Origin of the sequence: Bradyrhizobium acaciae (genome assembly GCF_020889785.1) — a bacterium.
GTDB classification, from domain to species: Bacteria; Pseudomonadota; Alphaproteobacteria; order Rhizobiales; family Xanthobacteraceae; genus Bradyrhizobium; species Bradyrhizobium acaciae.
This window is the reverse complement of sequence record NZ_JACMYK010000078.1, coordinates 1-26,319: the sequence shown is the minus strand read 5'-3', so window position 1 is coordinate 26,319 and position 26,319 is coordinate 1. Positions and strand designations below refer to the sequence as shown.

The window sequence follows — 26,319 nt, the reverse complement described above, 5'->3', positions numbered from 1 at the left end:
CAGCCGCGCTGCTATGTCGCAGCTAAAAATTCGATGTCAGCTGTGGACATCCGCGACCAGGGCGGGTGCCGCAGCGCAGCGACTGGCATTTTAATTGCTTAGTAAGGTCCGGCCGATGGTGGCCGGGTACGCGTGCGGCGGCCGACTGGCTTTCGGTTCCTCACGGTTTTGCATCATCAACAGAGAGGTTCAATGACCAAGTACAAGCTCGAGTATATCTGGCTCGACGGATATACGCCGACGCCGAGCCTGCGCGGTAAGACGCAGATCAAGGAATTCGCGTCGTTCCCGACCCTCGAACAGCTTCCGCTGTGGGGCTTTGACGGTTCGTCCACCCAGCAGGCTGAAGGCCACAGCTCTGACTGCGTGCTGAAGCCGGTCGCCTGCTATCCCGACGCCGCGCGCGAGAACGGCGTGCTGGTGATGTGCGAAGTCATGATGCCCGACGGCAAGACGCCGCATGTCTCGAACAAGCGCGCCACCGTGCTGGATGACGAAGGCGCCTGGTTCGGGTTCGAGCAGGAATATTTCTTCTACAAGGACGGCCGTCCGCTCGGCTTCCCGGAAGAGGGTTATCCGGCTCCGCAGGGTCCGTACTACACCGGCGTCGGCTACAAGAACGTCGGCAGCGTTGCCCGCAAGATCGTGGAAGAGCACCTCAATCTCTGCCTCGCCGCCGGCATCAACCACGAAGGCATCAATGCCGAAGTGGCCAAGGGCCAGTGGGAATTCCAGATCTTCGGCAAGGGCTCCAAGACCGCCGCTGACCAGATGTGGATGGCTCGCTATCTGATGCTGCGCCTCACCGAGAGCTACGGCATCGACATCGAATTCCACTGCAAGCCGCTCGGCGACACCGACTGGAACGGCTCGGGCATGCACGCCAACTTCTCGACCAAGTACATGCGCGAAGTCGGCGGCAAGGACTATTTCGAAAGCCTGATGAAGGCCTTCGACAAGAACCTGATGGACCACATCGCGGTCTACGGCCCGGACAACGACAAGCGCCTGACCGGCAAGCACGAGACCGCGCCGTGGAACAAGTTCAGCTACGGCGTGGCTGATCGTGGTGCCTCGATCCGCGTACCGCACTCCTTCGTCAACAATGGCTACAAGGGCTATCTGGAAGACCGCCGCCCGAACTCCCAAGGCGACCCCTACCAGATCGCTTCGCAGATCCTGAAGACGATCTCCGAAGTGCCGACCGGTGCCAAGGCTGCGGCTTAATATGGCTGTAGCTTAAAATGGCTGCGGCCTAAGTAACGATCGGAGCCGGATGGAGCCATCCGGTACTGCAATAGGGTCCGCCAGGGCGACTGCCTTGGCGGACCTTTGCACTTTAACGACAGTCTTTGCGGGCCGCGCTCCGCCGAAAGCGGTTTCGCTGCGTTATGAACCGCGCTAGACAACGCTTGTATCTTGGCTGCCGGGGACACGGCGCTTGTTTGAGGGGTTTTACAAGGTCCGGTTCGAGCTGGGCGGCACCGTCGGCCGCAGCGTGATGTATGCCGGCGACGGCAAGATGCTCGGCGGCAACTCGGCGTTCGCCCATATCGGCACCTACGAGAAGGACGGCGACGACGTCGCGGTCGAGATTCAGACCGTCCGCCACAACCCCGACCTGAACTACCGCGCGATGGCCGGTACCGACGACGCGACGCTGCTCGCCAAGGGCTGGCCGGACGGTGATCTCTACCGCTTCAAGGGCGAACTGAAGGAATTGCCCGGCGTGCCGTTCCAGTCGGTGATGACGCCGATCGCGAGAGACGAAGTGCCGATCGCAGGCGGGGTTGGCGAGGGCGGTATCGTCAACGGACTCTATTCAATCCACATCCAGCTGCTCGATGGGGTCGATGGCAGCCTCACGGGTGTGATGCTGCTGAACAACGGCCGCATCCTCGGTGGCGATGCGTTCTTCTACTATCTCGGCACCTACACGTCAGAGAAAGGCCGCTGGAAGGGCCAGATCCTCAATCAGGAACACACCTCGGCGATGGGCGAGAACCCGATCTTCGGTGGCCATGAGGTCGGGATCGGCTTTGCCGGCACCTGCGACGCGGAGAGCGCCGTGCTGGAGGCGACCGCGCTTGCGGGCAAGCGCAGCCTGCGCCTCACCGCCGCACTCAAGCTGATGCGGCGGGCCTAAGCGACATGACCAGTTCGGTTCGCGTGCTCTCGACATTGGCACTGAAGGGCGCGGTCGCGCGCCTTGCCGAGGCTTATCTGGCGGCGAGCGGCGTGCGGATCGATGCCGATTTCGCGCCGACCCTGGCGCTGCTCGAACGCCTGCGCGGCGGCGAGGCGGCCGATCTCGTGATCCTGACGCGTGAAGGCCTCGCCGAGATGATCGGCGAGGGCCGCGTTGCGCGGGACAGTGCGGTCGATCTCGCGCGCTCCTATGTCGGCGTCGCAGTGAAGGCGGGTGCCGTTCGTCCCGACATCGCCACCGAAGCCGCGCTGCGTTCGGCGCTGCTCGGCGCACGGGCGGTGGCCTATTCGCGGCTCGGTGCCAGCGGCATCCTGTTCGCGCGGCTGATCGCGCGCCTCGGCATTGCGGAGGCGATCAACGCGCGGGCGGTGATCATTCCGATGGGCTTCACCGCGGAAAGGCTTGTCACCGGTGAAGCCGATCTTGCGATCCAGCAGATCAGCGAGTTGAAGCAGGTCGACGGTATCGAGGTCGTCGGGCCAATTCCCCTGGGCTTGCAGACGCCGGCGGTGTTCTCCGCGGGCCGTATGACGACGTCGGAGCGCACGGAGGCGGCTGATCATCTGCTGCGCTACCTGTCGTCGGCCGATGTCGCGCCAGTGCTGCGCGAGACCGGACTCGAGCCTTGAATTTGCCCGCACCGCGACGCAACCTGCCGCCCATGTTCAGACCTCTCCAAGCAATTGTCGTTGCCGCCGCGTTGGCTGCTCCGGCGCTCGTCCATGCGCAATCGGCCGACCTCGTGCTGTGCGACCGGCTCGCCGCCGACCCCTCCGATCCCGACAAGCCGGCCGATGTGAGGGGCGTGGGCGACATCGCATCGGCCGATGTCGCGACCGCGATCAAGTATTGTGCATTGGCGGCAAAATCGTCGCGCCGCGCGATGTACGAACTCGGCCGCGCCTACGCCGCCAACCGGCAGACGGCGGAAGCCGCAGGCGCCTGGCGCAAGGCCGCCGACAAGGGCTCGACATCGGCGATGGTCGAACTCGGCGTGCTCTACGGCAACGGCACCGGCGTCGCCAAAGACGAGGCGCAGGCGCGCAAATTGTTCGAGCGTGCGGCGCAGGCCGGCAACGCGCGCGGCGTCAGCAATCTTGCGGCGCTCGGTGGCGGTGGTGCGGCGTCAGACCCCGCACGCGCGCGCGAATTGCTCGCCAAGTCCGCCGAGACCAATGCCGAGGCGCAGTACCAGCTCGGCATGATGCTGGCTGACGGCAAGGGCGGTGCGCAGGACGATGCCGGCGCGCGCGCGTTGTTCGAGAAGGCTGCCGCGCAGAACCATCCCGGCGCGCTGGAGCGGATGGGCGCCTTCGCGCAGGCCGGGCGCGGCGGGCCGAAGGATGGCGATGCCGCAAAAGCCTATTATGAACGGGCAGCCGCGCTCGGCGACGAGGACGCCAAGAAGGCGCTTGAGCGCGCGCGCTGTCCCTACGTCATCAAGGACAAGCGCGGCAACGCCGTGACCAACCTCTGCTTCTAATCAAACAGGAACGTCAGCGCCTGCGTCTCGTTGATATACGAAACGCATTGGCGAGGCGACGTCATGATCCGCAAGCTGCGTTCCGGCGAGTACCGGCTGTATTCCCGCAAGGTCAATCCGAAGACCGGCAAGCGCCGCAATCTCGGCACCTTCAAGTCGCGCGCGGCCGCCGAGAAGCACGAGCGCGACGTGCAGTACTTCAAGCGGCATTAAAGCTGGTTTGAACTGGCGACAGTCGCGGCGCCCCCGCTTGCGGGCAGGGCCATCGCATATGGCGCTTGCGGGCTTCCACGTCGTCATGGCCGGTTATGGAACGAGGCTGACATCCGGATGTGATAGCCTGCCATTGCACGGGCCCTGCCAAATATCGAAAACAACCCCATGCAAAGTAGTCGGCTGCCGGCGTCCGACACAGGAACTTGACTCGTCGGGCAAATCAGCGGCATTCTTCGATTATCCAGAAATCGTGATGTGAGCCCGCGGCTCCTCCAACGCGTCTGCGAAAGCAGGGACCCATACGCCGCGGCGGACCTTGTTACAGGGACTCGTCGTTCCGGGATCGCCCAGCAATCGGCATGTGTGGTTATGGGTCCCTGCTTTCGCAGGGACGACGATGAGGATGGATCTCGATTCAAGGCGTCACGCCACGCCGTGATCCCCGCCGCTCACGGCGCGGGGCAGGCTGCGCCTGTCTTGACCCAGGCCTCGACCAGCGCGCCGGCCTGCGCCTGCGTGCCGGGTGCCGGCGAGCGGCCGAAGCCGGGATGCCAGGCCCAGCCTACCAGCGTGTCCTTGCCGATATGGTCGACCAGGTCCTCGACCTTGCGGCCGCCGTTGCGCGCGGGGTCGCGGATCTGGGCGCAGATCTCGCCGACGGCCTTGCCGGCCCAGGCCATCTCGCGCGGCGCGAGATGCCATTCCGGATGCCCGGGCACGCGACCGGGATCGAAATTGGCGTGCTGGTGGCAGATCGAGCAGCGCATCGCCGCAACGCCGTGGCCGTCGGTACCGCGCGTGACCGGCGGCTGGTGCATGCGGCTGATATCGCCTTGCCGCGGGCTGTCGCCGGCGGGGTGGCAATTGGTACAGCGGGGATGGGTCAGCACCTTGCCGAGCTCGGTGAAGATCGCCGCAGAGCGCTGCTCGACATTCTCGATTCCGGCAAAGCTTTCCGGCGAGGCGAGGGCGTGGCTTGCGCTCTCCGATGCCGCGTATCCTGCGCACAGGCTGGTCGCGACTGCCGTCACGACTGCAATGATCCGAGACCGCGTTTCCGATGACATCGCTCGCGGGCTCATTTGTTGGCGGTCAGATAGCGGCTGGAATCGGCGAGGATCACATCTCGCACCGCCTGGTGATATTTGATGTAGCCGGTGCAGCGGCACAGATGGCCGTCGAGCGCATCCGCAATCACGGCCTCGAGCTGGTCGTGCGCGACCGGCGTTTTCGCCAGCCGTTCGAGCAAAACCTGGCCCTCATTGAGGAAGCCGGCGGTGCAATAGCCGCACTGGAATGCGAAGTGGTCGATGAAGGCGCGCTGCAACGCCGAGAGTTCGCCGTCTTTGGCGTGGCCCTCGACGGTGCGGATCGCCTTGCCGTCGAAATTCGCTGCCGGGACCACGCAGGTCGGCGTGGTGTAGCTGGTGCCGTCGGGATCATCGATGATCACGGCGCAGCTCAGGCATTGCGCGGCGCCGCAGCCGAACTTGGTGCCGGTCATGCCGAGCATCTCGCGAAGGAAGTCGTTCATCGAGAGGTCGTCGCGGACCTCGATCGGGCCGTGCTCCTGGCCGTTGATGGTGAGGGTGAGCGTCGTCACGCAAGCGCTCCCTTGAGCAGGCTCGTTGTCACCGGCAGTGAGCGGAAGCGATGGCCGGTGGCGTCGTTGATGGCGTTGAGCAGCGCCGGCACGATCGGGATCATCACCACCTCGGCCATGCCCTTGGGCGGTTCGTCCGGCGTCAGCGGCGGCAGCACCTCGATCTCCAGGTCGTGCAGCGGCAGGTCGGAACCGCGCGCGATCAGGTACTGGCCGAGATTCCACTGCCCGTTGCCGGGGCCGCCTTCGAACGGCGGCAGGGTCTCGAGCAGCGCGTAGCCGACGCCCATCGCGAACCCGCCATGGGACTGGCCGAGCACGACTTCGGGCACCAGCGCCTGGCCGCATTCGAACACGCTATAGGCCTTGGCAATGCGCAGGATGCCGGTCGCGCGCTCGATCTCGACGCGGACCAGCGTGCCGCACATCGAGGTGTAGGCAGTGCCGATCCGGTTGTTGTCGGTCGGCGGAAACTTCACGCTTGTTCGGTCGATCCGCTCGAGCCTGCCGCGGCCACGGCGGATCGCCAGCGCATCGATCTCGGCGCGGTATTGCTCGCCGAACAAGGGGAAACGTGCGCGCGACCAGGCCCAGCGCGAGAAGCTGTGCGCTACCGCGCCGGTGACGAAGCCGCGCTTATGCGCGGTTGCCGCAAGCTGCGACAATGGCTGCGGTGCGAGATCGTCGAGCACCAGTTGCCCGCCCTGCCAGCGTGCCTTGTCCCACTGCCGCGCGCGCGGATCGGCCTTGCCGATGTGCCAGAGCTCGAGCGCTGCCGGCCAGAGGCCGAAACGGAAGATGACGCGCGCCGCCTCGGCCGCCGAATGCGTGCCGACATGGGCACCGATCGACGCACTCGTTGCCGAGCTGATCGCGGGCACCCAGCGCGGGTTCTTCTCGGCGAGGTCCTGGGTCTTCTGATCCATCGTGTAGGGATCGCCCGAGGTGACGAGCCCGAGCGCGTCGTAGCTGTCGACCCGGGAGACGGCGACCTCGTCGGCGACGGCGCCGAGATGGATCGCGACCCGGTTCGCAAGTGCGGTACCAATGCCGTTGCCCATCTCGACATGATCGCAGTGGATCGCGATCCGTCCGTCGGGATCGATCTCGACCCGGCCAAGCGAGCAATCCGCGCCCGCGCCGTAATCCTTGGTAACGCAGGCGACGCCGGTGCCGACCAGCCGTCCCTCCGGGGCGTTCTGCTTGAACGCGGCGCGCTGCTGCCAGATCGGATGCGTCTCGAGCTTGTCGAGCATTTCCGGCGTGCGCACCGACACGATGTAGGGATTGCCGGTCATGGTCCGGCCGTTCTGTTTCAGCGCATTGTTGCGGCGGAATGCGATCGGATCGACCTTGAGCTCGCTCGCCACCTCGTCGATCAGCACTTCGAGCGCGGTCATGGTCTGCAGCGTGCCGTAGCCGCGCATCGAGCCTGCGGTCACGCCGCGTGAATGCAGCGCCACGGTGGTGACGTCGACTTTCGGGACGTCGTAGATGCCGATCGCTGCGGTCGCAGCGACGGTTGCGACATTGGCGGAGAAGTTGGCGAGCCCGCCGCCGTCGAGCACATGGTCGGCGGCGAACGCCGTGATCTTGCCGCTCGCGCGATCGATGCCGATCCGCGAGCGCATCTTGATCGGGTGGCGTTTGATGCCGCCCTGGAATTGCTGGTAGCGGTCGTGCGCGAGCCGCACCGGCCGTCCCGGGAAGAACATCGCCGCCAGCGCGACGTAAAGCACGAACGGAGTGTGGTCGCGGCCGCCGAAGCCGCCGCCGACATGGGCGAACTGCGCGTTGATGTGCGAGGGCCTGAACGGCGAACGGGCCTTGCCCAGCATGAAGGCGATCGACTCGGTCGCCTCATAGGGCGACTGCACGCCGAGCACCAGTTCGAGCGTTTCGCTGGCGTCGCTGTACCAGGCGAGCCCGCTTTCCGGCTCGAGGAACATCGGATCGACCGACTGGGTCTCGAACTCGCGGTCGAACACGAGCTGTGACGGATCATCCTTGTCGAGCTGGGCGCGGATCTGCTCGCCATAGGTGGCGGCCTTGGCGTAGTCGGCCTTGGTCTCCTTGGCGAGCGGCAGCCAGACCGGCAGCGCCGCATTCTGGATGCGGCTCGGCGAAACCCACCCGGCCTGGATCGGCGAATAGATGTCGGGCGCGTCGGGCGTGGCGCCGGCCACCCGCGTGAAGCGATAGGCGCCAAAGTTCGGCAGGGTGACCGGGCCGGTCTCGTCGCCGAATTTGACGAAGCCGACATCGCGCAGCGCGAGGCGCGCCCGATCGAAGGCGTCGAACTGCTCGAAGATCAACAGCGCGACCGGCTGTCCCAGATAGATCGGCGTCTTGCCGATCGGGCAGAACAGGTCACCGGTGTAGAACTCCGGCACCCGCGCGCCGATCCGGTCAAGATCGGCTGCGGTGACGACAACGGACGGCTTCGCCGGACCGTCGAGGCGGGCGAGGTCCATGCCGGCATAGACATGCGTGGCGTCATTGGCGCGGACCAGGATGGCGTGCGAGGTGGTCGCAGGCCAGCCCGGCATGTCGGCGGCACGAAAATCGGAGGCGTAGAGTTTTGCGCCGGTGACCTTCGCCACCCCGTCGACACGGCCTGCGCCCTTGGCCGCCGGATTGAAATGGCCGCGCCCGGGCAGTGTCTCGCGGCTCGCGAAAGCCGGCTCCTTCGCAAGCGCCAGATGCGACAGGCTGACTGAAATGCCGCCCGCCGACAGCCACTTCACGAATTCGCGTCGCGAGGGTCGCATGGTCGGATCTCTCATCAATACCTCGACGGCATATCGCGCCGGGGTTTAACGATTTGTGCAATACACGCGAAAGTATTGCGGCAAAGCCGATGCAATCGCAACGCCGCAATAGGTCGTAGCCCTCTCACTTGTCGCTTTGGCCTCACTTGAGGTCGGCAATGGTGGCCGGTCCCGGGCCCGGCGTGATCAGCGTCGGCCACTGCTTGGAACCGAACGGCACCAGCGGCGGCAGGAAGGTCGTCATGCCGCGCTTCTTGGTCTCGGCGATGATCGCCTCGCGCGCGTCACCCCCCATCAACTCATAGTCCATCAGATGGTAGCTGCCGAAGAACAGCGCGCCGACCGAGCGGTCGGCGATGATCCGGGTCAGCGATTCCAGCATGTCCGACGGCGTCGTCGTGAAGGAGATGGTCTCGATCAGCATCAGGCGGCTGTTGATGGCATCAGGCCCGAAGAACTGCGCCAGCACGCTGAAGATCACGTTGTTCTGTCGCGCCACATAGATCGTGTTGCTCGCGCCGTAGGTCTTGTCCCAGTCGGCGCCGAGCTGGGTCTTCCAGTCGGCCATCACCGTCATCCAGTGCCCGACCTGGGTCTGCGCGGCCCAGGCGACGTTCTTGGCCAGCAGCGGGGCCTGCTTCTTGCCGAACGCCTCGAGCGTCGCGAAGGGGATGGCGCCGGCGGTGAGGCATTCGTCCATGAAGGCAAGGTTGTTCTTGAGAATGGCGCGGTTGTTGTCACGCCAGTCCGCCTGCATCGGCGTGGCATCGAGCCCATCGAGCGCCGACTGCATCCGGCTGCGATAGGCCTGCATCGACCCGCGCCATGATTTGTCGTCGGGATTGTTGACATAGGGGCCGACCACTTCGGCCAGCGCCATGGTGCTGTGGCCTACCGACTTGAGCAACTGATAGACGATCGGCACCTGCGGCGCCTCGGTCGGCGGCTTGCCCGGCCGGTACAGGATCAGGCGGCCGCCGGCGCCGGAGAACAGGCCGAGGATGACCGGGTGCTTGTCGAGGACGTTCTTCTGGAAGATCCTTGCCGCATCGCCGTAGAGCTCGAACATGCCCGTGTTGAGCGCAAGCACGTCCTTGGTCGCGACATCGGCCGGCGTCGAGGAGGTCTTGCCCGCGATCGGTGCCATGTAGTCGGGCAGCGACTGGGCGAGCGCGGCGCCGGAGCTGCCGAGCAGCAGTGCCAGCGCAGTGGCCAAACGGAAACGACGGGTCATGTGATGCTCCTCGCAGCCTCCGACTCGCGCCGAAGTCCGGGATGCGGCCTCTCGACACTGGCGGGATGCGCAATACTTCTTTGACGCAAATGAACAGGGATGGTCGGTCCCGCATGACGCAATGACGAGGGCGGGTGCCTACAGCTAAGCGACGAATCGGCAGGTGTCCACACCCGGAGATGGTCGGGGTGGTTGCGTCATAACGTCAGTCGACGCCGGATTCAGCGAAGCTTTCTCATTCAGGGAATCGATCGCGGCGACCGGCTTGTCGATGGCCTCAATCCTTGATCAGAAGCACGCCGCCGATGATAAGCGCGATGCCGGCCAGCCGCGAAATCGACACCGGATGCTGCGTCAGTCCGAACATGCCGAAATGGTCCATCGCAATGCCGGCGAGCATCTGGCCCGCGACCACCAGCGCCAGCAGGGTTGCGGCGCCGAGCGACGGCAGCAGCAGGATCATCAGCAGGATGAAAACGCCGCCTAGGATGCCGCCGCTCCAGGCCCACCAGGGCACAGCCGACACCAGCTTCCAGGACGGCGCCGGCTCCCGCGTCGCGACCAGCACGACCGCCATCGTCACGAGCCCGCCGAGATAGCTGACGAGGCCGGCCCAGGCCGGTGAGTTGAGGGCGGACCTGAGATTGCCGTTCAGGACCTGTTGCACGGCGACGGCAATGCCGGCGCCGAGCGCGAGAAGATAGAGAAACCAGACCTGCATGTGATGCCCCAGAACCGATCGCCGAAGGATTCCTGTCATATTCCATCGGCAACGATCGTGGCATGCATGAAGCGCGGCGCGAAACCCGCGGAATGGGCTTCCACCCACGTCCCAGATCGAATAAGAGGCCGCAAACCCTCATTTCCCCAGCATTAAAGCATGATCCGCCTCGATAACGTCTCTAAGCAAGTCGGCCACCAGATCCTCTTCATCGAAGCCTCCGCCGCTCTCCAGAAGGGCGAGAAGATCGGCCTTGTCGGGCCGAACGGCGCCGGCAAGACCACCCTGTTCCGGATGATCTCGGGCCGGGAAGTCCCCGATGAGGGCCAGGTCTCGCTCGATCGCGGCATCTCGATCGGCTATTTCAGCCAGGATGTCGGCGAAATGTCCGGCCGCAGCGCGGTCGCCGAGGTGATGGACGGGGCGGGACCTGTCAGCGTGGTCGCGGCCGAGCTGCGGGAACTCGAGGCCGCGATGGCCGACCCCGACAAGGCCGACGAGATGGACGACATCATCGCGCGCTATGGCGAGGTGCAGCACCAGTTCGAGGAACTCGACGGTTACGCCCTCGACGGCCGCGCGCGCGAGGCGCTGGCGGGCCTCGGCTTCAGCCAGGAGATGATGGACGGCGACGTCGGCAAGCTCTCGGGCGGCTGGAAAATGCGGGTGGCGCTGGCCCGCATCCTGCTGATGCGTCCCGACGTCATGCTGCTCGACGAGCCGAGCAACCATCTCGATCTCGAAAGCCTGATCTGGCTCGAGCAGTTCCTGAAGGGCTATGAAGGCGCGCTCTTGATGACGTCGCATGACCGCGAGTTCATCAACCGCATCATCAACAAGGTGGTCGAGATCGACGGCGGCCAGCTCACGAGCTATTCCGGCAATTACGAGTTCTACGAACAGCAGCGCGCGCTCTCCGACAAGCAGCAGCAGGCGCAGTTCGAGCGGCAGCAGGCGATGCTCGCCAAGGAGATCAAGTTCATCGAGCGTTTCAAGGCGCGCGCTCCCACGCTGCCCAGGTGCAGAGCCGGGTCAAGAAGCTCGACAAGATCGAGCGGGTCGAGCCGCCGCGGCGGCGCCAGACCGTGGCGTTCGAATTCCAGCCGGCGCCGCGTTCCGGTGAGGACGTCGTCAGCCTGAAGAACGTTCACAAGGCCTATGGCAGCAAGCGCATTTATGACGGGCTCGACTTCATGATCCGTCGCCGCGAGCGCTGGTGCGTGATGGGCATCAACGGCGCCGGCAAGTCGACGCTGCTGAAACTGGTCGCCGGTTCAACCGAGCCCGACGACGGCGCGGTCGCGGTCGGCGGCAGCGTCAAGATGGGCTATTTCGCCCAGCATGCGATGGATCTGCTCGACGGCGAGCGCACCGTGTTCCAGTCGCTGGAAGATGCATTTCCGCAGGCCGGCCAAGGCTCGTTGCGCGCGCTTGCCGGCTGCTTCGGCTTCTCGGGCGACGACGTCGAGAAGAAATGCCGGGTGCTCTCGGGCGGCGAGAAGGCGCGGCTCGTGATGGCCAAGATGCTGTTCGATCCGCCGAACTTCCTGGTGCTCGACGAGCCGACCAACCATCTCGATCTCGCCACCAAGGAAATGCTGATCAACGCGCTCGCCGAGTTCGAGGGCACCATGCTGTTCGTCTCGCATGACCGGCATTTCCTCGCCGCGCTCTCCAACCGCGTGCTGGAGCTGACGCCGGAAGGCATCCACCAATTTGGCGGCGGCTACACCGAATATGTCGCGCGCACCGGTCACGAAGCGCCGGGGCTGCGGAGCTAGCTCAAGCCCGCCACCGCGCGCAAAATGCTTCGACGTCGCCGGACTGGAATTCCGGGAGGCGCTCCCAGATGGTCTCAGCCGGCCAATTCCACCAGGCGATCTGCGACAGCTCGGCTGCGATCTTGCGGCTGAACCGCTCCTTGATCGGCCGGGCCGGCACGCCGCCGACGATCGTATAGGGCGCGACGTCGCGCGAGACCACTGCGCCGGCTGCCAGCACCGCGCCGTCTCCGACGGTGACGCCGGGCAACACGATCACGCCATGGCCGATCCAGACGTCGTTGCCGATCACGACGCGGTCCGCGCGCCGATCGCTGAAGAAGCCGTGATCGCGCTCGGCGGAGGCCGAGTAATATTCCGGGCAGTAGGTGAAGCGATGCTGCGACGGGCGCTCGACCGGATGATTGGGCGCACCGATCCGGACCTGCGCGGCGATCGCGCAGAAACGACCGATCACGGCGTCGGCGACCATGCAGCCGCTGCCAAGATAGGAGTAATCGCCAAGTTCGGTGTATTCGATCGCGGTGTCGCCGAGCACTTCGCAGCAACGTCCGACCTTGACCTCCCGCAGCTTGACCGTCGGCTCGATGACGGTTTCGGCAAGCTTGGGGAGGGAAGGATTTGGTTCGGTCATAAGGTTTGTCCTCGATGCGGCGAGCCGTCTCAGTCGCACGATTTCTGTTACCGTGAGATGACAGAAGATGCGGATCTACCGGCCGGTGAGGCGGGCGATGGCCTCGATTTCATTGGTCCAGATGCCGCCGGAATAGTTTTCCGGTAGTCGCCGGAACGTGTCGGCATCGTCGACCCCGGTCGAGAACTCGCCGCCCTGATAGGGGCCGAGCACGAAGACGGCGCTGTTGGCCGCGGCCATGCGGTTGAGGAAGCGGTCCGGCCAGCCCCATAGCCAGGACGCGTAGTTGATCGGCACCAGCACGATGGCGTTGCGGCAGGCGCTCGGCACGATGCCGGTCCAGCCATAGCCGAGATAGCGAACCAGGCAGCTCTTGATCGCCGCACGCGAAATGGTGCGCGTCTGCGGCGAAAGACGCCGGACGGCCTCGATCGGCTGGTCGCCGCCATAGACCATGATCAGCTTGCGCCGCTCGGCGGGGAGCTGGCTCAAGACCGCCGCGAGTTTCTCGCCTTCGGCGGGATCGCGGCTTTTGATGTTGATCAGGAACCGGCGATCCGGAAAGGTCTTGAGCACCTCATCCAGCGACGGCATCAGGCCGATGCCCTTGCCGCGGAATGGAAAGGTCTTGCCGCCATCGGCCGTGTAGCCATAGCCGATATCGAGCATCTTCAGCCGCGCCATCGCCTGTTCGCGGGTGACGCCCTGGCCGTCGGTCCGGCAATCGATCGTCCAGTCGTGAAACACCGCGAATTCGCCGTCGGTCGTCGGATGGACGTCGAACTCGACGATATCCGCGCCGCGATCGAAACTGGCCCGCATCGAGCGGATCGTGTTCTCGAGGTAGTCATGGCTCGGCGGCAGCATGCGCGCCGCGGTGCAGGTGTCGTTCCTGAGATTGCGTTCGTCGAAGCGCTGCGCGATGCCGCGATGGGCGAGGAGCACAGGCTTGCCGCCGGAGTGGGGCCCGAAAAGGCTGGAGTTGTTGAGGTAGATTCCGGCTGTGACGGCAACGATCGCCGCTGCCGCGTATTTCAATTTCCTGCCCACGCGACTCGTTTCCTTGCTGGACCGTCGCTCCGGGTAGGAGCCGTTTTGGGTCGATTTGCGGCAGCCCAATCCCTCAAGACGTCGGATGCGGCAATCGACCTCAATATGGCGCAAGCAATTCTGCTCGCGCGATGGGTCATCTCCGCAGCATGGACAACGTTCCGGATGAATTGCGGCAGCAGCGTTCCCGGCAATGCAATGTCGCATGGGGCGCTGCGTGGCGTTCGGCTTGTGAGGCCGGGCGCTGCCCGCTACGCTTTGCAAAAAAGCGGGAGTGAAACGGCATGAAGCAGATCAGGATCGGCGACATCACGATCGACGCGGTGATCGAGCGCGAGGGGCCGTGGCGGCGGCCGCAGGATTCTTCCCGACCTATAACGACGATGTGTTCAAGCATCATTTGAAGACGATGGAGCCCGAAGTCTTCGATGCCGCGCGCGGCATGATGCTGATCACCTACCAGACCTTCGTGGTGCGGACGCCGCGCTACACCATCCTGGTCGACACCTGCACCGGTGAGGACAAGGGACACCCGCCGCCGTTCGACTTCCCGGGCAAGGCGCGCTGGCGCAACGAACTGTTTGCGCTCGGCATCTCCTGCGAGCAGATCGATTACGTGTTCTGCACCCATCTGCATATCGACCACACCGGCTGGAACACCACGCTGCGTGACGGGCGCTGGGTGCCGACCTTCCCGAACGCGAAATACGTCTTCCACAAGGGGGAGTATGCGGCCTGGGAGGCCGAGAATGCCAAGGGCGCCAATCCGCCCGGCACGGTGTTTCGCGACAACTGCCTGCCGATCGTCGAGGCCGGGCAGGCGCTGTTGGTCGACGACGACTATGCGCTCGACGACACCGTCACGCTGACGCCGACGCCGGGCCATTCGCCCCGCCATTGCTGCGTCAACATCTTCTCGAAGGGGCAGCGCGCGGTGGTCGCCGGCGATCTGATGCACCACGCGATCCAGTGCCGCGAGCCGGAGTGGTCGGCCAAGCCCGATTGGGATCCGAAGCAGTCGGCTCTATCGCGGCGAAAATTCTTTGCCTCGGTTGCCGAGACCGACACACTGATCCTGCCGATCCATTTTCCCGCCCCGACGGTCGGTCTGATCAAGGCGGACGGCGATCGCTTCGACTATCGCTTCAAGCGGGAGTAGGCGCGGGCCGCCGGGTGCTCGGTGCTGTCAGACGCGCGCGGTGCGGACGCGCCGCGGGACCTGGGTCAGAAACCGTTCGAGATCAGCGCACAGGCGATGCGCGAGTTCCTCATCGATCGCGAACGTCGCGACGATGCCGGCGCAGTCGATTTCGATGGTCCCGCGCAATGGCGCGGCGGAGGTGGTCGACACCTCGATATCTGTCGCTCTGTGCGTTGTCATGTCGTCAACTTCCCCCTCAGGCCGGTCTGCGTAAATCCTCATTTCGGAATGACGGCGCGTCCCTTGCGCTTTCTTTCTTCGATGAATCTGACACCGATCTCGCTGCCGTCGACACGGACCAGCTCGCAGCGGCGGAAGGCCAGTCCCCGCGAGGACAACACCAGGAAGAACTCCTGCGCCTTCAGCACGTCGAGTGTTCCATCGACCTCGAGTCGGGCGCCGCTCTGCGAGACGTCGAGCAGGATGCAGCTCCGCCGCCATGTGCCGTCGACGCCCATGAGGTTGACGGGATGGCGCGTATCGAGTTTGACGCGCTCCGCCCTGCGGTCACCATACGTCATGACACCACTCACACCGCCCGAGAGCGTTTCGCAATCACCGCGGCCCGCGCCTCTACATAATCGATGGTGGCGGGCGGGTCTGCGGAGGCGCGGGCTGTGCCGGCATCGATGGCGCCGCGGATCGTGTCCCGAAGTTCGGGACGTGCGAGCTTGAGCAGCCGGGCCTGCCGGCGCGGCGTGGATCGTATCGCGAGATCGGCGACGACGCGGTGAGGCAGGTCGCTGCGCGCGATCAACTCGTCCGCAATATCGTCGTCGCGCTCGGCGGCATCGACCATCATCGCAAGACCCGCGCTGGTCATGGCGGCGCCGGGATTGCCCGCGAGAACGCGAAGCACGCTGCTGTCGCCCCGCATCAGCAGAATGTCCGTGAGCTCCGCGTTGACCGCCCTGCGGCCGGCGATCGCGCAGAGGTGTCCCTCGGCCCGCATCCAGGCGATGTCGATCAGGTCGGCATCCGGAATGCAGTCGCACTTTCGCAGGATCGGTGCCGCGACATCGGCGTCATCATGATTGGCCAGGCGGCGTGCGAGCTCCCGCGGCACCACGGGCAAGTCGGCGAGCGAGCGGCTGAGCGTGGTCAGGGTCCGCAGCTCGACGCCGTCGGTCAGGCGAACCAGGATGCCGTCGAACATCTCGACGTGATGCGCGCTGAGGCGATGAACGTCATCCAGAAACAGGCTGGCCACCTCCCGCAGCATGCGCGTGCGGAGATCGGGGGAGCCGGCTTTCAGGACATGGTCGAGTTTGGCAAAAAGATCGGGCGAGGCAATGACTGTCATTGCGGTACCTAAAATGTTCCGCGACGAGGAACGTCAGTGTTCCCAACGTCAATCTGCTCCCCGAATCTTTAATAGGGGTATAGAGTTTGATGGGGAGAGCCGATCCACCGGTGGATATTCCGGTAAACACTATCGAAATTCGGCAGCAGCGATACTTTGTCTGATTGTTGGGTCCGTCCAACGGACCGCATTTTTCCCGTTGAATTTATTGGACGATTCGCATTTGGTGCATGGACATTATCGATGATGCGGGCACGCAGGACGCCGCGCCGCGCGCAAATTTTCAAGATCATTTCATAGGAGCAGTCATTTGACGGCGCCATTGCTGGTGCCGAGAGTCTTTCGTTTTGACGATGTTGATGCATTCCGGAGTTCGATCCGAAATCTGGATGTTGATTTCACGCCGCTTGCGCGGAAGATTTCGGCCGAGCAGATCATCCTGAGTTTGCCGGGATGCGAGCTCAACTACACGCAGTCCTTTCCCAGGATCGTCGACGCGCAGCTTGCGCCGCATACCACCGCGGTCGGCTTTACGATGGACGACGGCGTTCCGATGCGGTTCAACGGCGTCGAGCGCGATCGCGCCGCGATCGTGCTCGGCGGCGGCGGTGCGTTCTACACCTCCGTGGAGGAGACACCCCGCCAATATGCCTCGGTGATCTTCTCGCCCGAGATGGTCGACCGTGGTTGGCCGAACCCTGGTCTCCATTTCAGCATTCACGAGATCTCCCAACGCGCGCAGGATCGGCTGCGCGAGGTGGTCAGGCAGGTTCTGCTCGTCACGTCGGAACAGGTGACGATTGCGGAGTTCGCCACCGGGGCATCGATCAAGGAGACGCTGCTCGCCGCGATCGACAACGCGTTCGCCGAGATCGTGCCGGCCAAGTGGGCGACACGGGCCAACACGACGCGCCAGTTCAAGGTCTTCAACGACGCGCGCGCCATCCTGGCCGGCGACGTCGCCCATCCAATCTACAGCGGCGAGCTCGCCAGGCAGATCGGCGTGTCCGTGCGCACGCTGCATGACGCTATCCTGCGTTACCGGGGCGTCAGCCTGCATCGCTACCTGAGGTTGCGCAGACTCTGGCTGGTACGCCAGCAACTGCTCGCCGGGGCGCCGAGCGTCAAGGCCTGCGCGCTGGCCTACGGATTTTGGCACCTGAGCGATTTCTCGCGGAGCTACCGGTCGCAGTTCGGCGAAGCACCGTCGGAGACGCTGGCGGCCTCGCGCCGTCCAGGCGTCCCGCGCGCCGATCCGTCATCGAGCAGACACGAAGCGTAACAATCCGCCTGAACGGAATCTTAACGCCGGCCGAGGAACCTGCGGGTACGATTCCACCAGAGGCGGCCTGATGCATCCCCGGCGATTTGCGCGTGTTCGACCGACGGGATGCGTGTCCAGTGTGGTCAAGCTCCAGCTTGAACCGAAGGCGCCGCTGATCGAATGCCGGCTGGTGGACTATTCCGCCGGCGGGGCCTGCCTGGAATTTTCAAAGCCCATCCAGCTGCCGGAACGTTTTGAAATGTTCCACGGCAATACGAAGAAGCGCTGCCGGCGGGTCTGGAGCAGGGGGGTGCGGGTCGGCGTCTCGTTCTGAGAGCCCGCCGACCTTGGCCGCCTGCTCGTCAATAGCCGTTCGGGCCGCGCCCGGCGCGACCCGATGGTTTGTCTCGATCTGGGGTGCGATCAGGCGCCGCTCTGGCACTTCTTCATGAACGAGTTCTTGGCCGCGCCGGCGAGCTTCTTGCCGTCGGAGCCGACCGCCTTGGTCTCGCAGGAATCCATCGTGCATTTCTTCATGAACGAGGTTTTGGCCGCGCCGGCCAGCGGCTTGCCGTCCTTGCCGACGGCCTTCGTCTCGCAGGAGGCGTCCTGAGCAAATGCCGAACCGGCGGCAAAGGTCGCGATCACGGCCGCCAAGAAAATCCGCTTCATCTGGGTTCTCCCTAAACCAAACCAGTGGCCGGATTGGATATCGGATTCTTGGCCCGATCAAGTTCCCACAGCCAAATTTGTCTATAAAATGCCCGGATAGTCGTGAGAAATTCCGCGTGCAGTGCGGAACAAATCGGGGGACACGCGGAATGGAATTCGAGGCGCTGGTACAGACACGCAAAAGCGTGCGCGGGTTCAAGAAGCAGCCGGTGTCGCGAGCGACCGTCGAGGAGATCATCGAGGTGGCCAAGCGGGCGCCGTCCTCGATGAACACCCAGCCCTGGCACGTCCACGTCCTGACTGGGGCGCCCCTGGAGGAAGTGCGTCGCCGCAATATGGATGAGATGATCGCCGGCGCCAAAGCCAAGCGCGACATTGTCAGCCACGGTGAGTACCAGGGCGTGCACCGCGGCCGCCAGGTCGACATCGCCAAGAAGCTGTTCGGCGCCATGGGCATCGCCCGTGACGACAAGCCGATGCGGCAGGACTGGGTGCTGCGCGGTTTCCGCCAGTTCGACGCCCCGGTCTCGCTGGTCCTGACCTACGACCGCATCCTCGATCCCGGCGCGGTCTGCCATTTCGATCTCGGCGCGCTCTGCTACGGCATCGTGCTGGCGGCCTGGGATCGCGGCCTTGGCAGCGTCATCAACGGCCAGGGCATCATGCGCTCCGACATCGTGCGCGAGGTCGCCAATATCCCGGAAGACCAGGTGATCATGACCTGCGTCGCGATGGGCTATCCCGACGACAGCTTTGCCGCCAACGCGGTGCGGTCGGACCGCGAGGCCAACAGCGACTTCGTCAGCTACGTCGGCTTTGCCGACTAGGCACGTCTGTATCTGGCAGCGAGGATCACGCTGTTCAACAAGACTGCAACGGCGCTCGAGACGCCGATCGTCGATCGCTCCCTTGCAGCCGACAACCTCGTGCTGCGTGATGACTTGGTCGAGGCGCCCGCGCATCTCGCGCAATTGCGTGGTCGCTGACCGCGCCGCGGGATATTGAATTCCGCACCATGAAACCCTCGAGCGACAGTGAGCGTGGGGGCGCGTTTCCGCTATTTGTGCCGACAAAAAATGCGCTACTGGATTTGTGAGGCACAACAGCACAGGCGAGGAATCCCAGATGAGCGATGACGAACAGACAGCCATGATCCGCGAGACCGTCGCGAGATTCGTCGATCGCGAACTGATCCCGCTCGAGCCGCAATATCTGAAATCGAAACTGCCCGGCAGCGATCATCCCGAGCTCACGCCGGAACAGCGCAAACGGCTGCGCGACGTCTCGAAGGAGCTCGGCCTCTGGGGCCTCGATGCGCTCGAGGATCTCGGCGGCCACGACCTGCCGACGCGGACGATGGCTGCGGTGCACGAAGAGCTCGGCCGCAGCTGCGTGCCGTTCGTGCTGCCGCCGGACTCGCCGAACCTGCGCATGCTGCAGGCGGTCGGCACCGACGCGCAGAAGAAGAAATATCTGCAGCCCTATATCGAGGGCCGGATGACATCGGCGATCGCGATCTCCGAGCCCGGCGCTGGCGGCGATCCCGCAGGGATGAAGACGCGTGCGGTGCTCGAAGGCGAACAGTGGGTATTGAACGGCCGCAAGATCTGGATCAGCAATGCGCGCGCTGCCGACTTCATCATCGTGATGGCGCGGGTCGGCAACGATCAGCGCCAGGGCGGCATCACCTCGTTCATCGTCGAGAAGGGCACGGCGGGCTTCATCATCGAACGCGAGATCCCGATGGTCGGCGGCGGCTCGACCTATGAGATCGTGTTCGAGGACTGCCGCATCCCGAAGGATTCGGTGCTCGGCGAGGTCGGCAAGGGCTACGCGCCGATGCAGCTGCGCCTGCGCACGCGTCGGCTCGAGATGGGCTCGACCTGCGTCGGCATCACCAAGCGCGCGCTCGACATGATGTGCGAGCACGCCAAGCAGCGCGAGACGTTCGGCGTCAAGCTCGCCGAGCGCCAGGCGATCCAGTGGTGGATTGCCGATATCTCCACCCGCATGCATGCGTGCCGGCTGATGGTGCGCGAGGCCGCCGACAAGACCGACCGCGGCGAGGACATCCGCCACGAGGCCTCGATGATCAAGGTGTTCGCGACCGAGATGGCCTATGACGCCTGCGACCATGCCATGCAGACGCTCGGCGCACTCGGCGTGACGCTGGAATTGCCGCTGAACGCGCTCTGGCAGAAGGCCCGCCTGATGCGGGTGTACGAAGGTCCGAGCGAGGTCCATCGCCAGGCGATCGCCCGCCGTGTGCTTGGCCTGCGTGGCGGCTAGAGGGCTGCCAAACCTCGTCATCGTGAGGAGCTCGCGACAAAATTGCGAAGCAATTTTGCGCTGAAGCGACGAAGCAATCCATGCTGCCACTCGCGGCGCGATGGATTGCTTCGTTGCGCTCGCAATGACAGGGAGAAAATATCTGCCGCCCTTTGACAGCGGCGTGCCGTCGATTATGCCGCCCGCACGTCTGACAGGAATCGGTTGACCTGGCCGGCGAGGTCCTTGGACTGCGTCGAGAGCTGCTCGGCCGCGCCCAGCACCTGGGTTGCCGCCGCGCCGGTGTCGTCGGCGGCGCGCTGCACGCCGGAGATGTTGGAATTGACTTCCTGCGTACCGCGCGCGGCTTCCTGAACGCTGCGCGAGATTTCCTTGGTCGCCGAGCCCTGTTCCTCGATTGCAGCGGCAATCGCGGTGCCGATCTGGTCGATCTCGGTGATGACGTCGACGACGCTGCGGATGGCGGTCACGGTCTCGTCGCTGGCGGTCTGGATCGCGGTGATCTGCTCGGAAATCTCTGTGGTTGCCTTCGCGGTCTGGCCGGCCAGCGACTTCACTTCCGAGGCGACGACGGCAAAGCCGCGGCCGGCCTCGCCGGCGCGGGCCGCCTCGATGGTGGCGTTGAGCGCCAGCAAATTGGTCTGCGCGGCGATGCTCTGGATCAGCGTCACGACGTCGCCGATCTTCTGGGCGCCCTCGGCCAGCGAGCGGGCGGTGTCGCCGGTGCGCCGGGCATGATCGACCGCGCGCGCGGCGATCTCGGTCGAGGTCGCGACCTGGCGGGCGATCTCCGAGATCGAGGAGGTCAGTTCTTCGGTCGCGCTCGCGACCGTCTGCACGTTGGTCGACGTCTGATCGGACGCCGCCGCGACGACCGCGGCCTGCCGGTTGGTTGCTGCGGCGGTGGCCGACATCGATTGCGCCGTGTTCTCCATCACCGAGGACGCCGCGGACAATCCGCCGACCAGCTCCGTGACCTTGGCCTCGAAGGCGCGTGTCAGATCGTCGAGCACGCGGGCGCGGCGCATCTTGACGTCGTTCTCGGCTTCCTTCTCGGTCGCGAGGTGATCGGCGTCGATCTTGTTGTCCTTGAACACCTGCACGGCGGCAGCCATCGCGCCGATCTCGTCGTTGCGCGCAGCGCCCGGGATCGCCTCGGCGACGTCACCCGCCGCGAGGCGCGACATCCGGCCGGTGAGGGCGGCGATCGGGTTGAGGATGCGGCGGCGGACCATGACGATCAGGGCGGCACTCACGGCAATGACCGCGAGCAGCCCGGACAGCGCGACCACGAAGCTGACGCGTGCCGATGAATAGGCGGCGGCAAGACCTTGCTCGGCATTCTCGTAGAACGCGTCGCGGACGGTGATGATGGCGGCGAGGCCGGTTTGCGATTCGGGGTAGTAGGCGTCGAGATCCAGCTCGTACTTGCCGGTCACTGCGCCTTCCTTGGCAAGCTTCAGCGCCTTGCCGAACCGCTCGACATAATCGGCCTGCATCTTGCCGAGCGCCGTCATGACGTTGGCAGGCGTCGCGGGATTGTTGCGCAGCTCCTGCAAGGTCGAGAGGATCTGCTCGGTGCGGCCGGTCGAGCGATAGAGCTCCTGCTTCTCCGGCTCGGTCGCGACGCGCCTGGCGCCGACCAGCGCCTTGTGCAGGCTGGCATTCAGCCCGCCGATGTCGCGCAAGGTCCAGGCGACGTTGGCGTAGCTGGCCTGGCGATAGGCATTGCCGTCGAGGCCGGCGAGCCGGCGCACCTGCTCGTCGAGCAGCGTGGTGACGCCGGCATTGAACGTGGAGTTGTCGGCGACGATCTTGCCGGCGGCCGCGCGGCGTGCATCGGCTGGCCCTGCGATCGCAGTCGCGATGGCGTCGCGCAGTCCGGCAAATTTCACCTTCAGCGCGTCGATCTCGCGGGCGACGGCTTCGCCGTCGTCGAGCGATCCCGGCAGGGTGGCGCGCACCTGGTTGACCTTGGCAAGCGCACCGTCGGTCAGCTGGCGCTGACGGTCGAGTTCGGCAATCTGCTTCGGATCGATCGTGGCCCCCCCAAGCAAGAGGTTGGTGGCGTAGCCACGCTCGGGGTTCATGTAACGCGGGATATCGCCAACGGCGCGGACGATTTCGAGCCGGCTCTGCGCGGTCGAGATCTTGTCCATGGTCTGGTACTTGGTGACAGCGACATAGGCCGCCAGTCCGCCGCCGACCGCTGATAACGAGACGATCGCGGCCGTCAGGAGAGTACCGATTTTCATGGGATGCGCGCCATTCTTGACGGGAGGAGAGGCCTCAACCGTACCGGGTGCGCATTAAGCTTGGGTTTATGATCCGGGAGTCGTGTGCGGCGCGGCGTACATCCCGATCGTCGTCGCTGCGAAAGCAGGACCCATAACCACAGGGTCGTGTTGTTCGAGAGGGCTGTGGCCCCAGCGTCGTGCAACAATCACCTTCGGTGGTTATGGGCCCTGGCTTTCGCCAGGGCGACACCTGATGGTGTGACGATCAGCGCTCGTCGTCGTCAGCGCCCTTGGTCGCGGCGCGGTGCTGGGTCGCGCCGTTGGAGCCCGCCTCGCCGCAGGGAAGCTGGTTCCAGGTGCCGTCAGGGGCCTGCTGGTAGGCCTGGCAACCGGCCGGCGTGGTGGCGGTGGACTTCTCATCGGGCTTTTGTCGCTCGGCACTCTTGCCCAGCGCCGGTGTGGCGATGGCGGCGATGGCCGCGAGTGAGCCTGCAAAAACCAGCCTTGCGATCGGCATGTCGGGTTCTCCTTTCTCGAAGCGACGACATATCCAGAAAACAAATCTGGCAATTTTTGGCCACCGCGGCCGGCCTGCGACCAATTGCTTAACGCCGGGAAAATACCCGCCGAACGGCGTTAACATCTGCGCGCCGGCCGCAGGACGGCTGTCGCAGCGCCGTGGTAGGATCGCGCCATGACCCACCGCATTCTCGTTCTCTATGGCTCCTATCGTTCGGATCGCATGGGCATCCGGCTGGCGCATTTTGTCGTCGACGGCCTTCGCGGCCGCGGCGACGATGTCGAGCTGATCGATGCCAAGGAGGTCGGCCTGCCGATGCTCGACCGGATGTACAAGGAACATCCCAAGGGGCAGGCGCCGGCCGTGCTCGAAACGCTCGCCGGAAAAATCCGCGACGCCGACGGCTTCCTGTTCGTCACCGGCGAGTACAATTGGGGCATGCAGCCCGGGCTCAAGAACCTGACCGATCATTCCTCGAGGAATGGTTCTGGCGCCCGGCGGCGATCGCAAGCTATTCGGCGGGGCGGTTCGCCGGTGCGCGTGCCGCGACCGCCTGGCACGGCACGTTGTCGGAGATGGGCATGGTGGTGGTGTCGAGCACGATCAGCGCGGGGCCGATCGCGCAGACCTTGTCGGCCGACGGAAAGCCGATCGGCGAGGGCGGCAAGTCGCTGGAGCGCGCCTTTCCTCGCTTTGCCGACGACTTCAGCTGGTGGATCGAAGCCGCCAAGGCACAGCGGGCGCGCAAGGCGCCGCCATACTGAGCGCAGGTCTGCAAGTCCGGGAGTAGCGGGATCATGAGCCTTTTCACATCGCCCTTCGATCCCGCGCGGGAAGCGGCTTTGGTGACCGGCGCCGGTAACGGCATCGGCCGCGCCATCGCGCAGGCGCTGGTCGGCGAGGGCGTGCGCACGGTGTTCGCCGATCTGCATGAGGACAGGGTCGTCGCCGCGATCAAGGCCGCTCCGCGTCCCGAACTCGCAGTGCCTTGGATCGGCGATCTCGCGCAGCGCGTGGCGTGCGAGGCCCTGCTGGCGCATGCGCAAGCCACGGTCGGTCAAGTGACGCACTTCGTCCATAGCGCGTCGCCGCCGCGCCGCGAGGCCGATCATGCGATGGCGGTCGACGACGAAACCTGGCGGCAGATGCACGCGGTCAATCTCGATGCCGGCTTTCATCTGTCGCGCGAACTGGCGCGCAAGCTGATCGCTGCGAAGTCGCCGGGCTCGTTCCTGCTGCTCACGTCGCTGCATGCCGGTACACCGCGCAACCTGCCGCATTACTCGACGGCGAAGGCCGGCATGGCGATGCTGGTGAAGGAGCTGGCCAAGAGCTGGGGCCGCTATGGCATCCGCATCAATGCGCTGGTGCCGGGCGCGATTGCGGCCGGCGGCTTCGTCGCCGATCCTGCGCTTGCAAGGCACATTCCGCTTGGCCGGCTTGGCCAGGCGGACGATCTCGCGCCGATGGCGCTCGCCGTGCTGTCGCACAAGCTCTCCGGCTACGTCACCGGCGCATCGATCGTGGTCGACGGCGGCCTGTCGCTGACCAACTGGTTCGCGCCGCCGGAGCTTGATTGAGGATTCTTCTTCGACGCGTTTTCTTCACGCGAACCGGTGCCCACTTCGTTCGAAAACGCCTTCTATTCCTTCGTCCTGATATAGCCCGCAAGCCGCGACTTCTGGTCCTGGCACCAGGTCGTCATGCTGCCGGCGCGGCGCTGGTCGAGGTCGGTGGACTGGGTTGCGATCGCGACTTCGGTCATCAGGTCGTCGGGCTGCTTCTCACCCATCTTGCCGCCGGTGTGCATGAAGGCGATCGCCTTGCGCACCTGCTCGGTGGTGCCGTCGGGCAGGTGCATGTCCTGCGCCCGCTGCACAAGATCCTGATAGACGAGATCGGTGCCGGGGCACTCGACCTTGGCCGCAAAGGCCTGCAGCACCATCGTGACATACGCTGCGCGCGGATCGGCATGGGCCGGTGTTGCCGCGACAATAAGACCGCCGACCAGCAGGGCGTAACGCATCGAATTCCTCCCGATGTTTTTGACATTTTGTCGCAAGGCTAGCGTCCGCGGGAACCAACTGCAACCGTCAGGACACACCTGCCGAGGGAACCGATCAAACAGCCGTGTTCCAGTCGGGCCTGCCACGATTTCAGCGCGATTTCGGCAGCAAGTGCCGCAAGTTGACGCAGGGGAGAATGATCGTGTCGAAGTTGGGGCTTGCTGCGGTGCTGGTGGGTTCGCTTGCGCTTGGCGGCTGCATGCAGGCGACGCTGTCGCCGGTGACGGATGCTGCGATGACGCCGCGCGATCGGCAATTGCTGGCGCATCCGCCCTATGCGGAGGCCAGGATCCCCGATCAGTTCCAGCGCCACATTGTCGATTACACGCGGAAGGAGCAGCCGGGTTCGATCCTGGTCGATACCGACGCGCGCTATCTCTATTACGTGCTGCCCGGCGGCAAGGCGATCCGCTACGGCGTCGCCGTCGGCGAGGAGGCGATGGCGTTCTCCGGCGTCGCCACCGTCGGCCGCCTGGCCGAATGGCCGGATTGGGTTCCGACCAAGGATATTCAGGAGCGGCTCGGGCCGTATCCGGCGCGCGTCGCCGGTGGACCCGCCAACCCGCTCGGCGCCCGGGGCATCTACCTCTACCAGGGCAACAAGGACACGCTGTATCGCATCCACGGCACCAACCAGCCCGAATATATCGGGCAGGCGATCTCGTCGGGCTGCATCCGCATGAACAATGCCGACGTGATCGATCTCTACCAGCACGTCAAGCCGGGCGCGACCGTGGTGGTGCTGCCGCCGGGACAGAGCGCGTAATTCGAATAGCGAAGTGCAATGCGGCCGATTGCGTCATCGCGATCGGCCGCATTTTTTCAGCCGTCAGTCAGCCTTCAGCGCAGCGGCATCGGCGGCCGAACCACCGGGCCGCCATCATCCGCGTCGACAACACTGGATTGTTGCTGCGGTTGCACGGGCCGCGGTGCCACGGCCGATTGCGGGGAGACTGCAACCGGGGCCGGCAGCGGCGCTGCTGATGCCGGCGGCGGCGGCGGGATGTAGGCCTGTGCCGGCCGGCGCACTGGCGGCGGTGCTACCGCCGTGTGGGGGACCGTCGG

Annotated in this window: 26 protein-coding genes and 4 pseudogenes; 14 read left to right on the top strand and 16 right to left on the bottom strand. The window is 65.0% G+C overall.

The window, feature by feature from the left end; genetic code table 11:
* Positions 1 to 192: 192 nt before the first annotated feature.
* The 5 genes from H8A92_RS25550 to H8A92_RS25530 all read left to right on the top strand — a co-directional run bounded on the left by H8A92_RS25550 (position 193) and on the right by H8A92_RS25530 (position 3,905).
* Complete coding sequence (locus H8A92_RS25550; protein WP_229198322.1) at positions 193 to 1,227, top strand: glutamine synthetase beta-grasp domain-containing protein; 1,035 nt, start codon at positions 193 to 195, stop codon at positions 1,225 to 1,227.
* A 214-nt stretch (positions 1,228 to 1,441) separates the two neighbouring features.
* Positions 1,442 to 2,146 (top strand): hypothetical protein, encoded by a 705-nt coding sequence (locus H8A92_RS25545; protein WP_229198321.1) that lies wholly within the window; start codon positions 1,442 to 1,444, stop codon positions 2,144 to 2,146.
* A 5-nt stretch (positions 2,147 to 2,151) separates the two neighbouring features.
* The gene (locus H8A92_RS25540) at positions 2,152 to 2,838 is read left to right on the top strand and encodes a substrate-binding domain-containing protein (RefSeq protein ID WP_229198320.1); all 687 of its coding nucleotides are present in this window, start codon (positions 2,152 to 2,154) and stop codon (positions 2,836 to 2,838) included.
* A gap of 32 nt (positions 2,839 to 2,870) precedes the next feature.
* Positions 2,871 to 3,692 (top strand): tetratricopeptide repeat protein, encoded by an 822-nt coding sequence (locus H8A92_RS25535; protein WP_229198319.1) that lies wholly within the window; start codon positions 2,871 to 2,873, stop codon positions 3,690 to 3,692.
* Positions 3,693 to 3,755: 63 nt separating this feature from the next.
* Positions 3,756 to 3,905, top strand: coding sequence for a hypothetical protein (locus tag H8A92_RS25530; RefSeq protein ID WP_016843021.1), 150 nt, complete (start codon positions 3,756 to 3,758; stop codon positions 3,903 to 3,905).
* Between the two features lie 452 nt (positions 3,906 to 4,357).
* Here H8A92_RS25530 and H8A92_RS25525 read toward each other — a convergent pair whose 3' ends face one another.
* The 5 genes from H8A92_RS25525 to H8A92_RS25505 form a co-directional block, all read right to left on the bottom strand.
* On the bottom strand, positions 4,358 to 4,990 hold the full coding sequence (locus H8A92_RS25525) for an Isoquinoline 1-oxidoreductase subunit (RefSeq protein WP_420831364.1): 633 nt from the start codon (positions 4,988 to 4,990) through the stop codon (positions 4,358 to 4,360).
* Positions 4,987 to 5,511: a (2Fe-2S)-binding protein gene (locus H8A92_RS25520; RefSeq protein WP_229198317.1), complete on the bottom strand. Its 525-nt coding sequence runs from the start codon at positions 5,509 to 5,511 to the stop codon at positions 4,987 to 4,989. Before H8A92_RS25520 ends, H8A92_RS25525 begins: the two co-directional genes overlap by 4 nt.
* Entirely contained in the window at positions 5,508 to 8,282 is a 2,775-nt protein-coding gene (locus H8A92_RS25515; protein ID WP_229198316.1) for a xanthine dehydrogenase family protein molybdopterin-binding subunit, read from the bottom strand. Before H8A92_RS25515 ends, H8A92_RS25520 begins: the two co-directional genes overlap by 4 nt.
* 142 nt (positions 8,283 to 8,424) lie before the next feature.
* Complete coding sequence (locus tag H8A92_RS25510; RefSeq protein WP_229198315.1) at positions 8,425 to 9,516, bottom strand: hypothetical protein; 1,092 nt, start codon at positions 9,514 to 9,516, stop codon at positions 8,425 to 8,427.
* Positions 9,517 to 9,793: 277 nt separating this feature from the next.
* On the bottom strand, positions 9,794 to 10,237 hold the full coding sequence (locus H8A92_RS25505; protein WP_229198314.1) for a DMT family transporter: 444 nt from the start codon (positions 10,235 to 10,237) through the stop codon (positions 9,794 to 9,796).
* A 159-nt stretch (positions 10,238 to 10,396) separates the two neighbouring features.
* On the opposite strand from H8A92_RS25505, the pseudogene H8A92_RS25500 reads away from it, so the two are divergent.
* Positions 10,397 to 12,018 (top strand): annotated as a pseudogene (locus tag H8A92_RS25500) (ABC-F family ATP-binding cassette domain-containing protein).
* A 1-nt stretch (position 12,019) separates the two neighbouring features.
* Here H8A92_RS25500 and H8A92_RS25495 read toward each other — a convergent pair.
* A complete protein-coding gene (locus tag H8A92_RS25495) occupies positions 12,020 to 12,652 on the bottom strand; it encodes a DapH/DapD/GlmU-related protein (protein WP_229198313.1) in 633 nt (210 codons plus the stop codon).
* 75 nt (positions 12,653 to 12,727) lie between these two features.
* Complete coding sequence (locus H8A92_RS25490) at positions 12,728 to 13,702, bottom strand: glycerophosphodiester phosphodiesterase family protein (RefSeq protein ID WP_229198312.1); 975 nt, start codon at positions 13,700 to 13,702, stop codon at positions 12,728 to 12,730.
* A 284-nt stretch (positions 13,703 to 13,986) separates the two neighbouring features.
* Between H8A92_RS25490 and H8A92_RS25485 the strand changes: the two are divergent.
* Positions 13,987 to 14,861, top strand: a pseudogene (locus H8A92_RS25485) (MBL fold metallo-hydrolase).
* Positions 14,862 to 14,888: 27 nt separating this feature from the next.
* Here H8A92_RS25485 and H8A92_RS25480 read toward each other — a convergent pair.
* The 3 genes from H8A92_RS25480 to H8A92_RS25470 are packed head-to-tail and all read right to left on the bottom strand — an operon-like array spanning position 14,889 to position 16,206.
* On the bottom strand, positions 14,889 to 15,083 hold the full coding sequence (locus H8A92_RS25480) for a hypothetical protein (RefSeq protein WP_229198310.1): 195 nt from the start codon (positions 15,081 to 15,083) through the stop codon (positions 14,889 to 14,891).
* 38 nt (positions 15,084 to 15,121) lie between these two features.
* Entirely contained in the window at positions 15,122 to 15,424 is a 303-nt protein-coding gene (locus tag H8A92_RS25475) for a PilZ domain-containing protein (RefSeq protein ID WP_163151077.1), read from the bottom strand.
* A gap of 8 nt (positions 15,425 to 15,432) precedes the next feature.
* Positions 15,433 to 16,206 (bottom strand): DUF2336 domain-containing protein, encoded by a 774-nt coding sequence (locus tag H8A92_RS25470; protein WP_229198309.1) that lies wholly within the window; start codon positions 16,204 to 16,206, stop codon positions 15,433 to 15,435.
* 310 nt (positions 16,207 to 16,516) lie between these two features.
* Here H8A92_RS25470 and H8A92_RS25465 point away from each other — a divergent pair, with 310 nt between their 5' ends.
* Together H8A92_RS25465 and H8A92_RS25460 are read left to right on the top strand one after the other, a co-directional pair.
* A complete protein-coding gene (locus H8A92_RS25465) occupies positions 16,517 to 17,488 on the top strand; it encodes a helix-turn-helix domain-containing protein (protein WP_229198308.1) in 972 nt (323 codons plus the stop codon).
* 70 nt (positions 17,489 to 17,558) lie between these two features.
* Positions 17,559 to 17,804: a PilZ domain-containing protein gene (locus tag H8A92_RS25460; RefSeq protein ID WP_163151073.1), complete on the top strand. Its 246-nt coding sequence runs from the start codon at positions 17,559 to 17,561 to the stop codon at positions 17,802 to 17,804.
* A gap of 89 nt (positions 17,805 to 17,893) precedes the next feature.
* On the opposite strand, the gene H8A92_RS25455 is transcribed toward H8A92_RS25460, so the two are convergent.
* Entirely contained in the window at positions 17,894 to 18,142 is a 249-nt protein-coding gene (locus H8A92_RS25455; RefSeq protein WP_229184285.1) for a hypothetical protein, read from the bottom strand.
* A gap of 149 nt (positions 18,143 to 18,291) precedes the next feature.
* Between H8A92_RS25455 and H8A92_RS25450 the strand changes: the two genes are divergently transcribed.
* Positions 18,292 to 18,969, top strand: coding sequence for a nitroreductase (locus H8A92_RS25450; RefSeq protein ID WP_229198307.1), 678 nt, complete (start codon positions 18,292 to 18,294; stop codon positions 18,967 to 18,969).
* Between the two features lie 298 nt (positions 18,970 to 19,267).
* Positions 19,268 to 20,431 carry an acyl-CoA dehydrogenase family protein gene (locus H8A92_RS25445; protein WP_229198306.1) on the top strand — a complete coding sequence of 388 codons (1,164 nt, stop codon included), beginning with the start codon at positions 19,268 to 19,270 and terminating at the stop codon, positions 20,429 to 20,431.
* A 173-nt stretch (positions 20,432 to 20,604) separates the two neighbouring features.
* Here the strand turns inward: H8A92_RS25445 and H8A92_RS25440 are convergent, their stop codons facing one another.
* Positions 20,605 to 22,686 (bottom strand): methyl-accepting chemotaxis protein, encoded by a 2,082-nt coding sequence (locus tag H8A92_RS25440; RefSeq protein ID WP_229198305.1) that lies wholly within the window; start codon positions 22,684 to 22,686, stop codon positions 20,605 to 20,607.
* Between the two features lie 247 nt (positions 22,687 to 22,933).
* A complete protein-coding gene (locus H8A92_RS25435) occupies positions 22,934 to 23,185 on the bottom strand; it encodes a hypothetical protein (protein ID WP_229198304.1) in 252 nt (83 codons plus the stop codon).
* A gap of 177 nt (positions 23,186 to 23,362) precedes the next feature.
* Between H8A92_RS25435 and H8A92_RS41210 the strand changes: the two are divergent.
* Positions 23,363 to 23,736: pseudogene (locus H8A92_RS41210) on the top strand (NADPH-dependent FMN reductase); the annotation flags it as partial.
* Here H8A92_RS41210 and H8A92_RS41205 read toward each other — a convergent pair.
* Positions 23,700 to 23,987: a hypothetical protein gene (locus H8A92_RS41205; RefSeq protein ID WP_420831365.1), complete on the bottom strand. Its 288-nt coding sequence runs from the start codon at positions 23,985 to 23,987 to the stop codon at positions 23,700 to 23,702. The pseudogene H8A92_RS41210 and the gene H8A92_RS41205 sit on opposite strands and share 37 nt — an antisense overlap.
* Here H8A92_RS41205 and H8A92_RS25425 point away from each other — a divergent pair.
* The gene (locus tag H8A92_RS25425) at positions 23,986 to 24,768 is read left to right on the top strand and encodes an SDR family NAD(P)-dependent oxidoreductase (RefSeq protein ID WP_229198303.1); all 783 of its coding nucleotides are present in this window, start codon (positions 23,986 to 23,988) and stop codon (positions 24,766 to 24,768) included. The genes H8A92_RS41205 and H8A92_RS25425 overlap by 2 nt on opposite strands.
* A gap of 62 nt (positions 24,769 to 24,830) precedes the next feature.
* On the opposite strand, the gene H8A92_RS25420 is transcribed toward H8A92_RS25425, so the two are convergent.
* Positions 24,831 to 25,214, bottom strand: coding sequence for a hypothetical protein (locus H8A92_RS25420; protein ID WP_229198302.1), 384 nt, complete (start codon positions 25,212 to 25,214; stop codon positions 24,831 to 24,833).
* 176 nt (positions 25,215 to 25,390) lie between these two features.
* Between H8A92_RS25420 and H8A92_RS25415 the strand changes: the two genes are divergently transcribed.
* A complete protein-coding gene (locus H8A92_RS25415) occupies positions 25,391 to 26,020 on the top strand; it encodes a L,D-transpeptidase (protein WP_165445527.1) in 630 nt (209 codons plus the stop codon).
* Between the two features lie 74 nt (positions 26,021 to 26,094).
* Here H8A92_RS25415 and H8A92_RS25410 read toward each other — a convergent pair.
* Positions 26,095 to 26,319, bottom strand: a pseudogene (locus tag H8A92_RS25410) (hypothetical protein); the annotation flags it as partial.

Excerpts from the sequence above, each read along its gene's own strand:
- H8A92_RS25550 (WP_229198322.1), top strand. The coding sequence starts at position 193 with ATGACCAAGTACAAGCTCGAGTATATCTGGCTCGACGGATATACGCCG.
- H8A92_RS25540 (WP_229198320.1), top strand. The coding sequence starts at position 2,152 with ATGACCAGTTCGGTTCGCGTGCTCTCGACATTGGCACTGAAGGGCGCG.
- H8A92_RS25535 (WP_229198319.1), top strand. The coding sequence starts at position 2,871 with ATGTTCAGACCTCTCCAAGCAATTGTCGTTGCCGCCGCGTTGGCTGCT.
- H8A92_RS25530 (WP_016843021.1), top strand. The coding sequence starts at position 3,756 with ATGATCCGCAAGCTGCGTTCCGGCGAGTACCGGCTGTATTCCCGCAAG.
- H8A92_RS25525 (WP_420831364.1), bottom strand. The coding sequence starts at position 4,990 with ATGAGCCCGCGAGCGATGTCATCGGAAACGCGGTCTCGGATCATTGCA.
- H8A92_RS25515 (WP_229198316.1), bottom strand. The coding sequence starts at position 8,282 with ATGCGACCCTCGCGACGCGAATTCGTGAAGTGGCTGTCGGCGGGCGGC.
- H8A92_RS25510 (WP_229198315.1), bottom strand. The coding sequence starts at position 9,516 with ATGACCCGTCGTTTCCGTTTGGCCACTGCGCTGGCACTGCTGCTCGGC.
- H8A92_RS25505 (WP_229198314.1), bottom strand. The coding sequence starts at position 10,237 with ATGCAGGTCTGGTTTCTCTATCTTCTCGCGCTCGGCGCCGGCATTGCC.
- H8A92_RS25495 (WP_229198313.1), bottom strand. The coding sequence starts at position 12,652 with ATGACCGAACCAAATCCTTCCCTCCCCAAGCTTGCCGAAACCGTCATC.
- H8A92_RS25480 (WP_229198310.1), bottom strand. The coding sequence starts at position 15,083 with ATGACAACGCACAGAGCGACAGATATCGAGGTGTCGACCACCTCCGCC.
- H8A92_RS25475 (WP_163151077.1), bottom strand. The coding sequence starts at position 15,424 with ATGACGTATGGTGACCGCAGGGCGGAGCGCGTCAAACTCGATACGCGC.
- H8A92_RS25470 (WP_229198309.1), bottom strand. The coding sequence starts at position 16,206 with ATGACAGTCATTGCCTCGCCCGATCTTTTTGCCAAACTCGACCATGTC.
- H8A92_RS25460 (WP_163151073.1), top strand. The coding sequence starts at position 17,559 with ATGCATCCCCGGCGATTTGCGCGTGTTCGACCGACGGGATGCGTGTCC.
- H8A92_RS25455 (WP_229184285.1), bottom strand. The coding sequence starts at position 18,142 with ATGAAGCGGATTTTCTTGGCGGCCGTGATCGCGACCTTTGCCGCCGGT.
- H8A92_RS25450 (WP_229198307.1), top strand. The coding sequence starts at position 18,292 with ATGGAATTCGAGGCGCTGGTACAGACACGCAAAAGCGTGCGCGGGTTC.
- H8A92_RS25445 (WP_229198306.1), top strand. The coding sequence starts at position 19,268 with ATGAGCGATGACGAACAGACAGCCATGATCCGCGAGACCGTCGCGAGA.
- H8A92_RS25440 (WP_229198305.1), bottom strand. The coding sequence starts at position 22,686 with ATGAAAATCGGTACTCTCCTGACGGCCGCGATCGTCTCGTTATCAGCG.
- H8A92_RS25435 (WP_229198304.1), bottom strand. The coding sequence starts at position 23,185 with ATGCCGATCGCAAGGCTGGTTTTTGCAGGCTCACTCGCGGCCATCGCC.
- H8A92_RS25425 (WP_229198303.1), top strand. The coding sequence starts at position 23,986 with ATGAGCCTTTTCACATCGCCCTTCGATCCCGCGCGGGAAGCGGCTTTG.
- H8A92_RS41205 (WP_420831365.1), bottom strand. The coding sequence starts at position 23,987 with ATGATCCCGCTACTCCCGGACTTGCAGACCTGCGCTCAGTATGGCGGC.
- H8A92_RS25420 (WP_229198302.1), bottom strand. The coding sequence starts at position 25,214 with ATGCGTTACGCCCTGCTGGTCGGCGGTCTTATTGTCGCGGCAACACCG.
- H8A92_RS25415 (WP_165445527.1), top strand. The coding sequence starts at position 25,391 with ATGATCGTGTCGAAGTTGGGGCTTGCTGCGGTGCTGGTGGGTTCGCTT.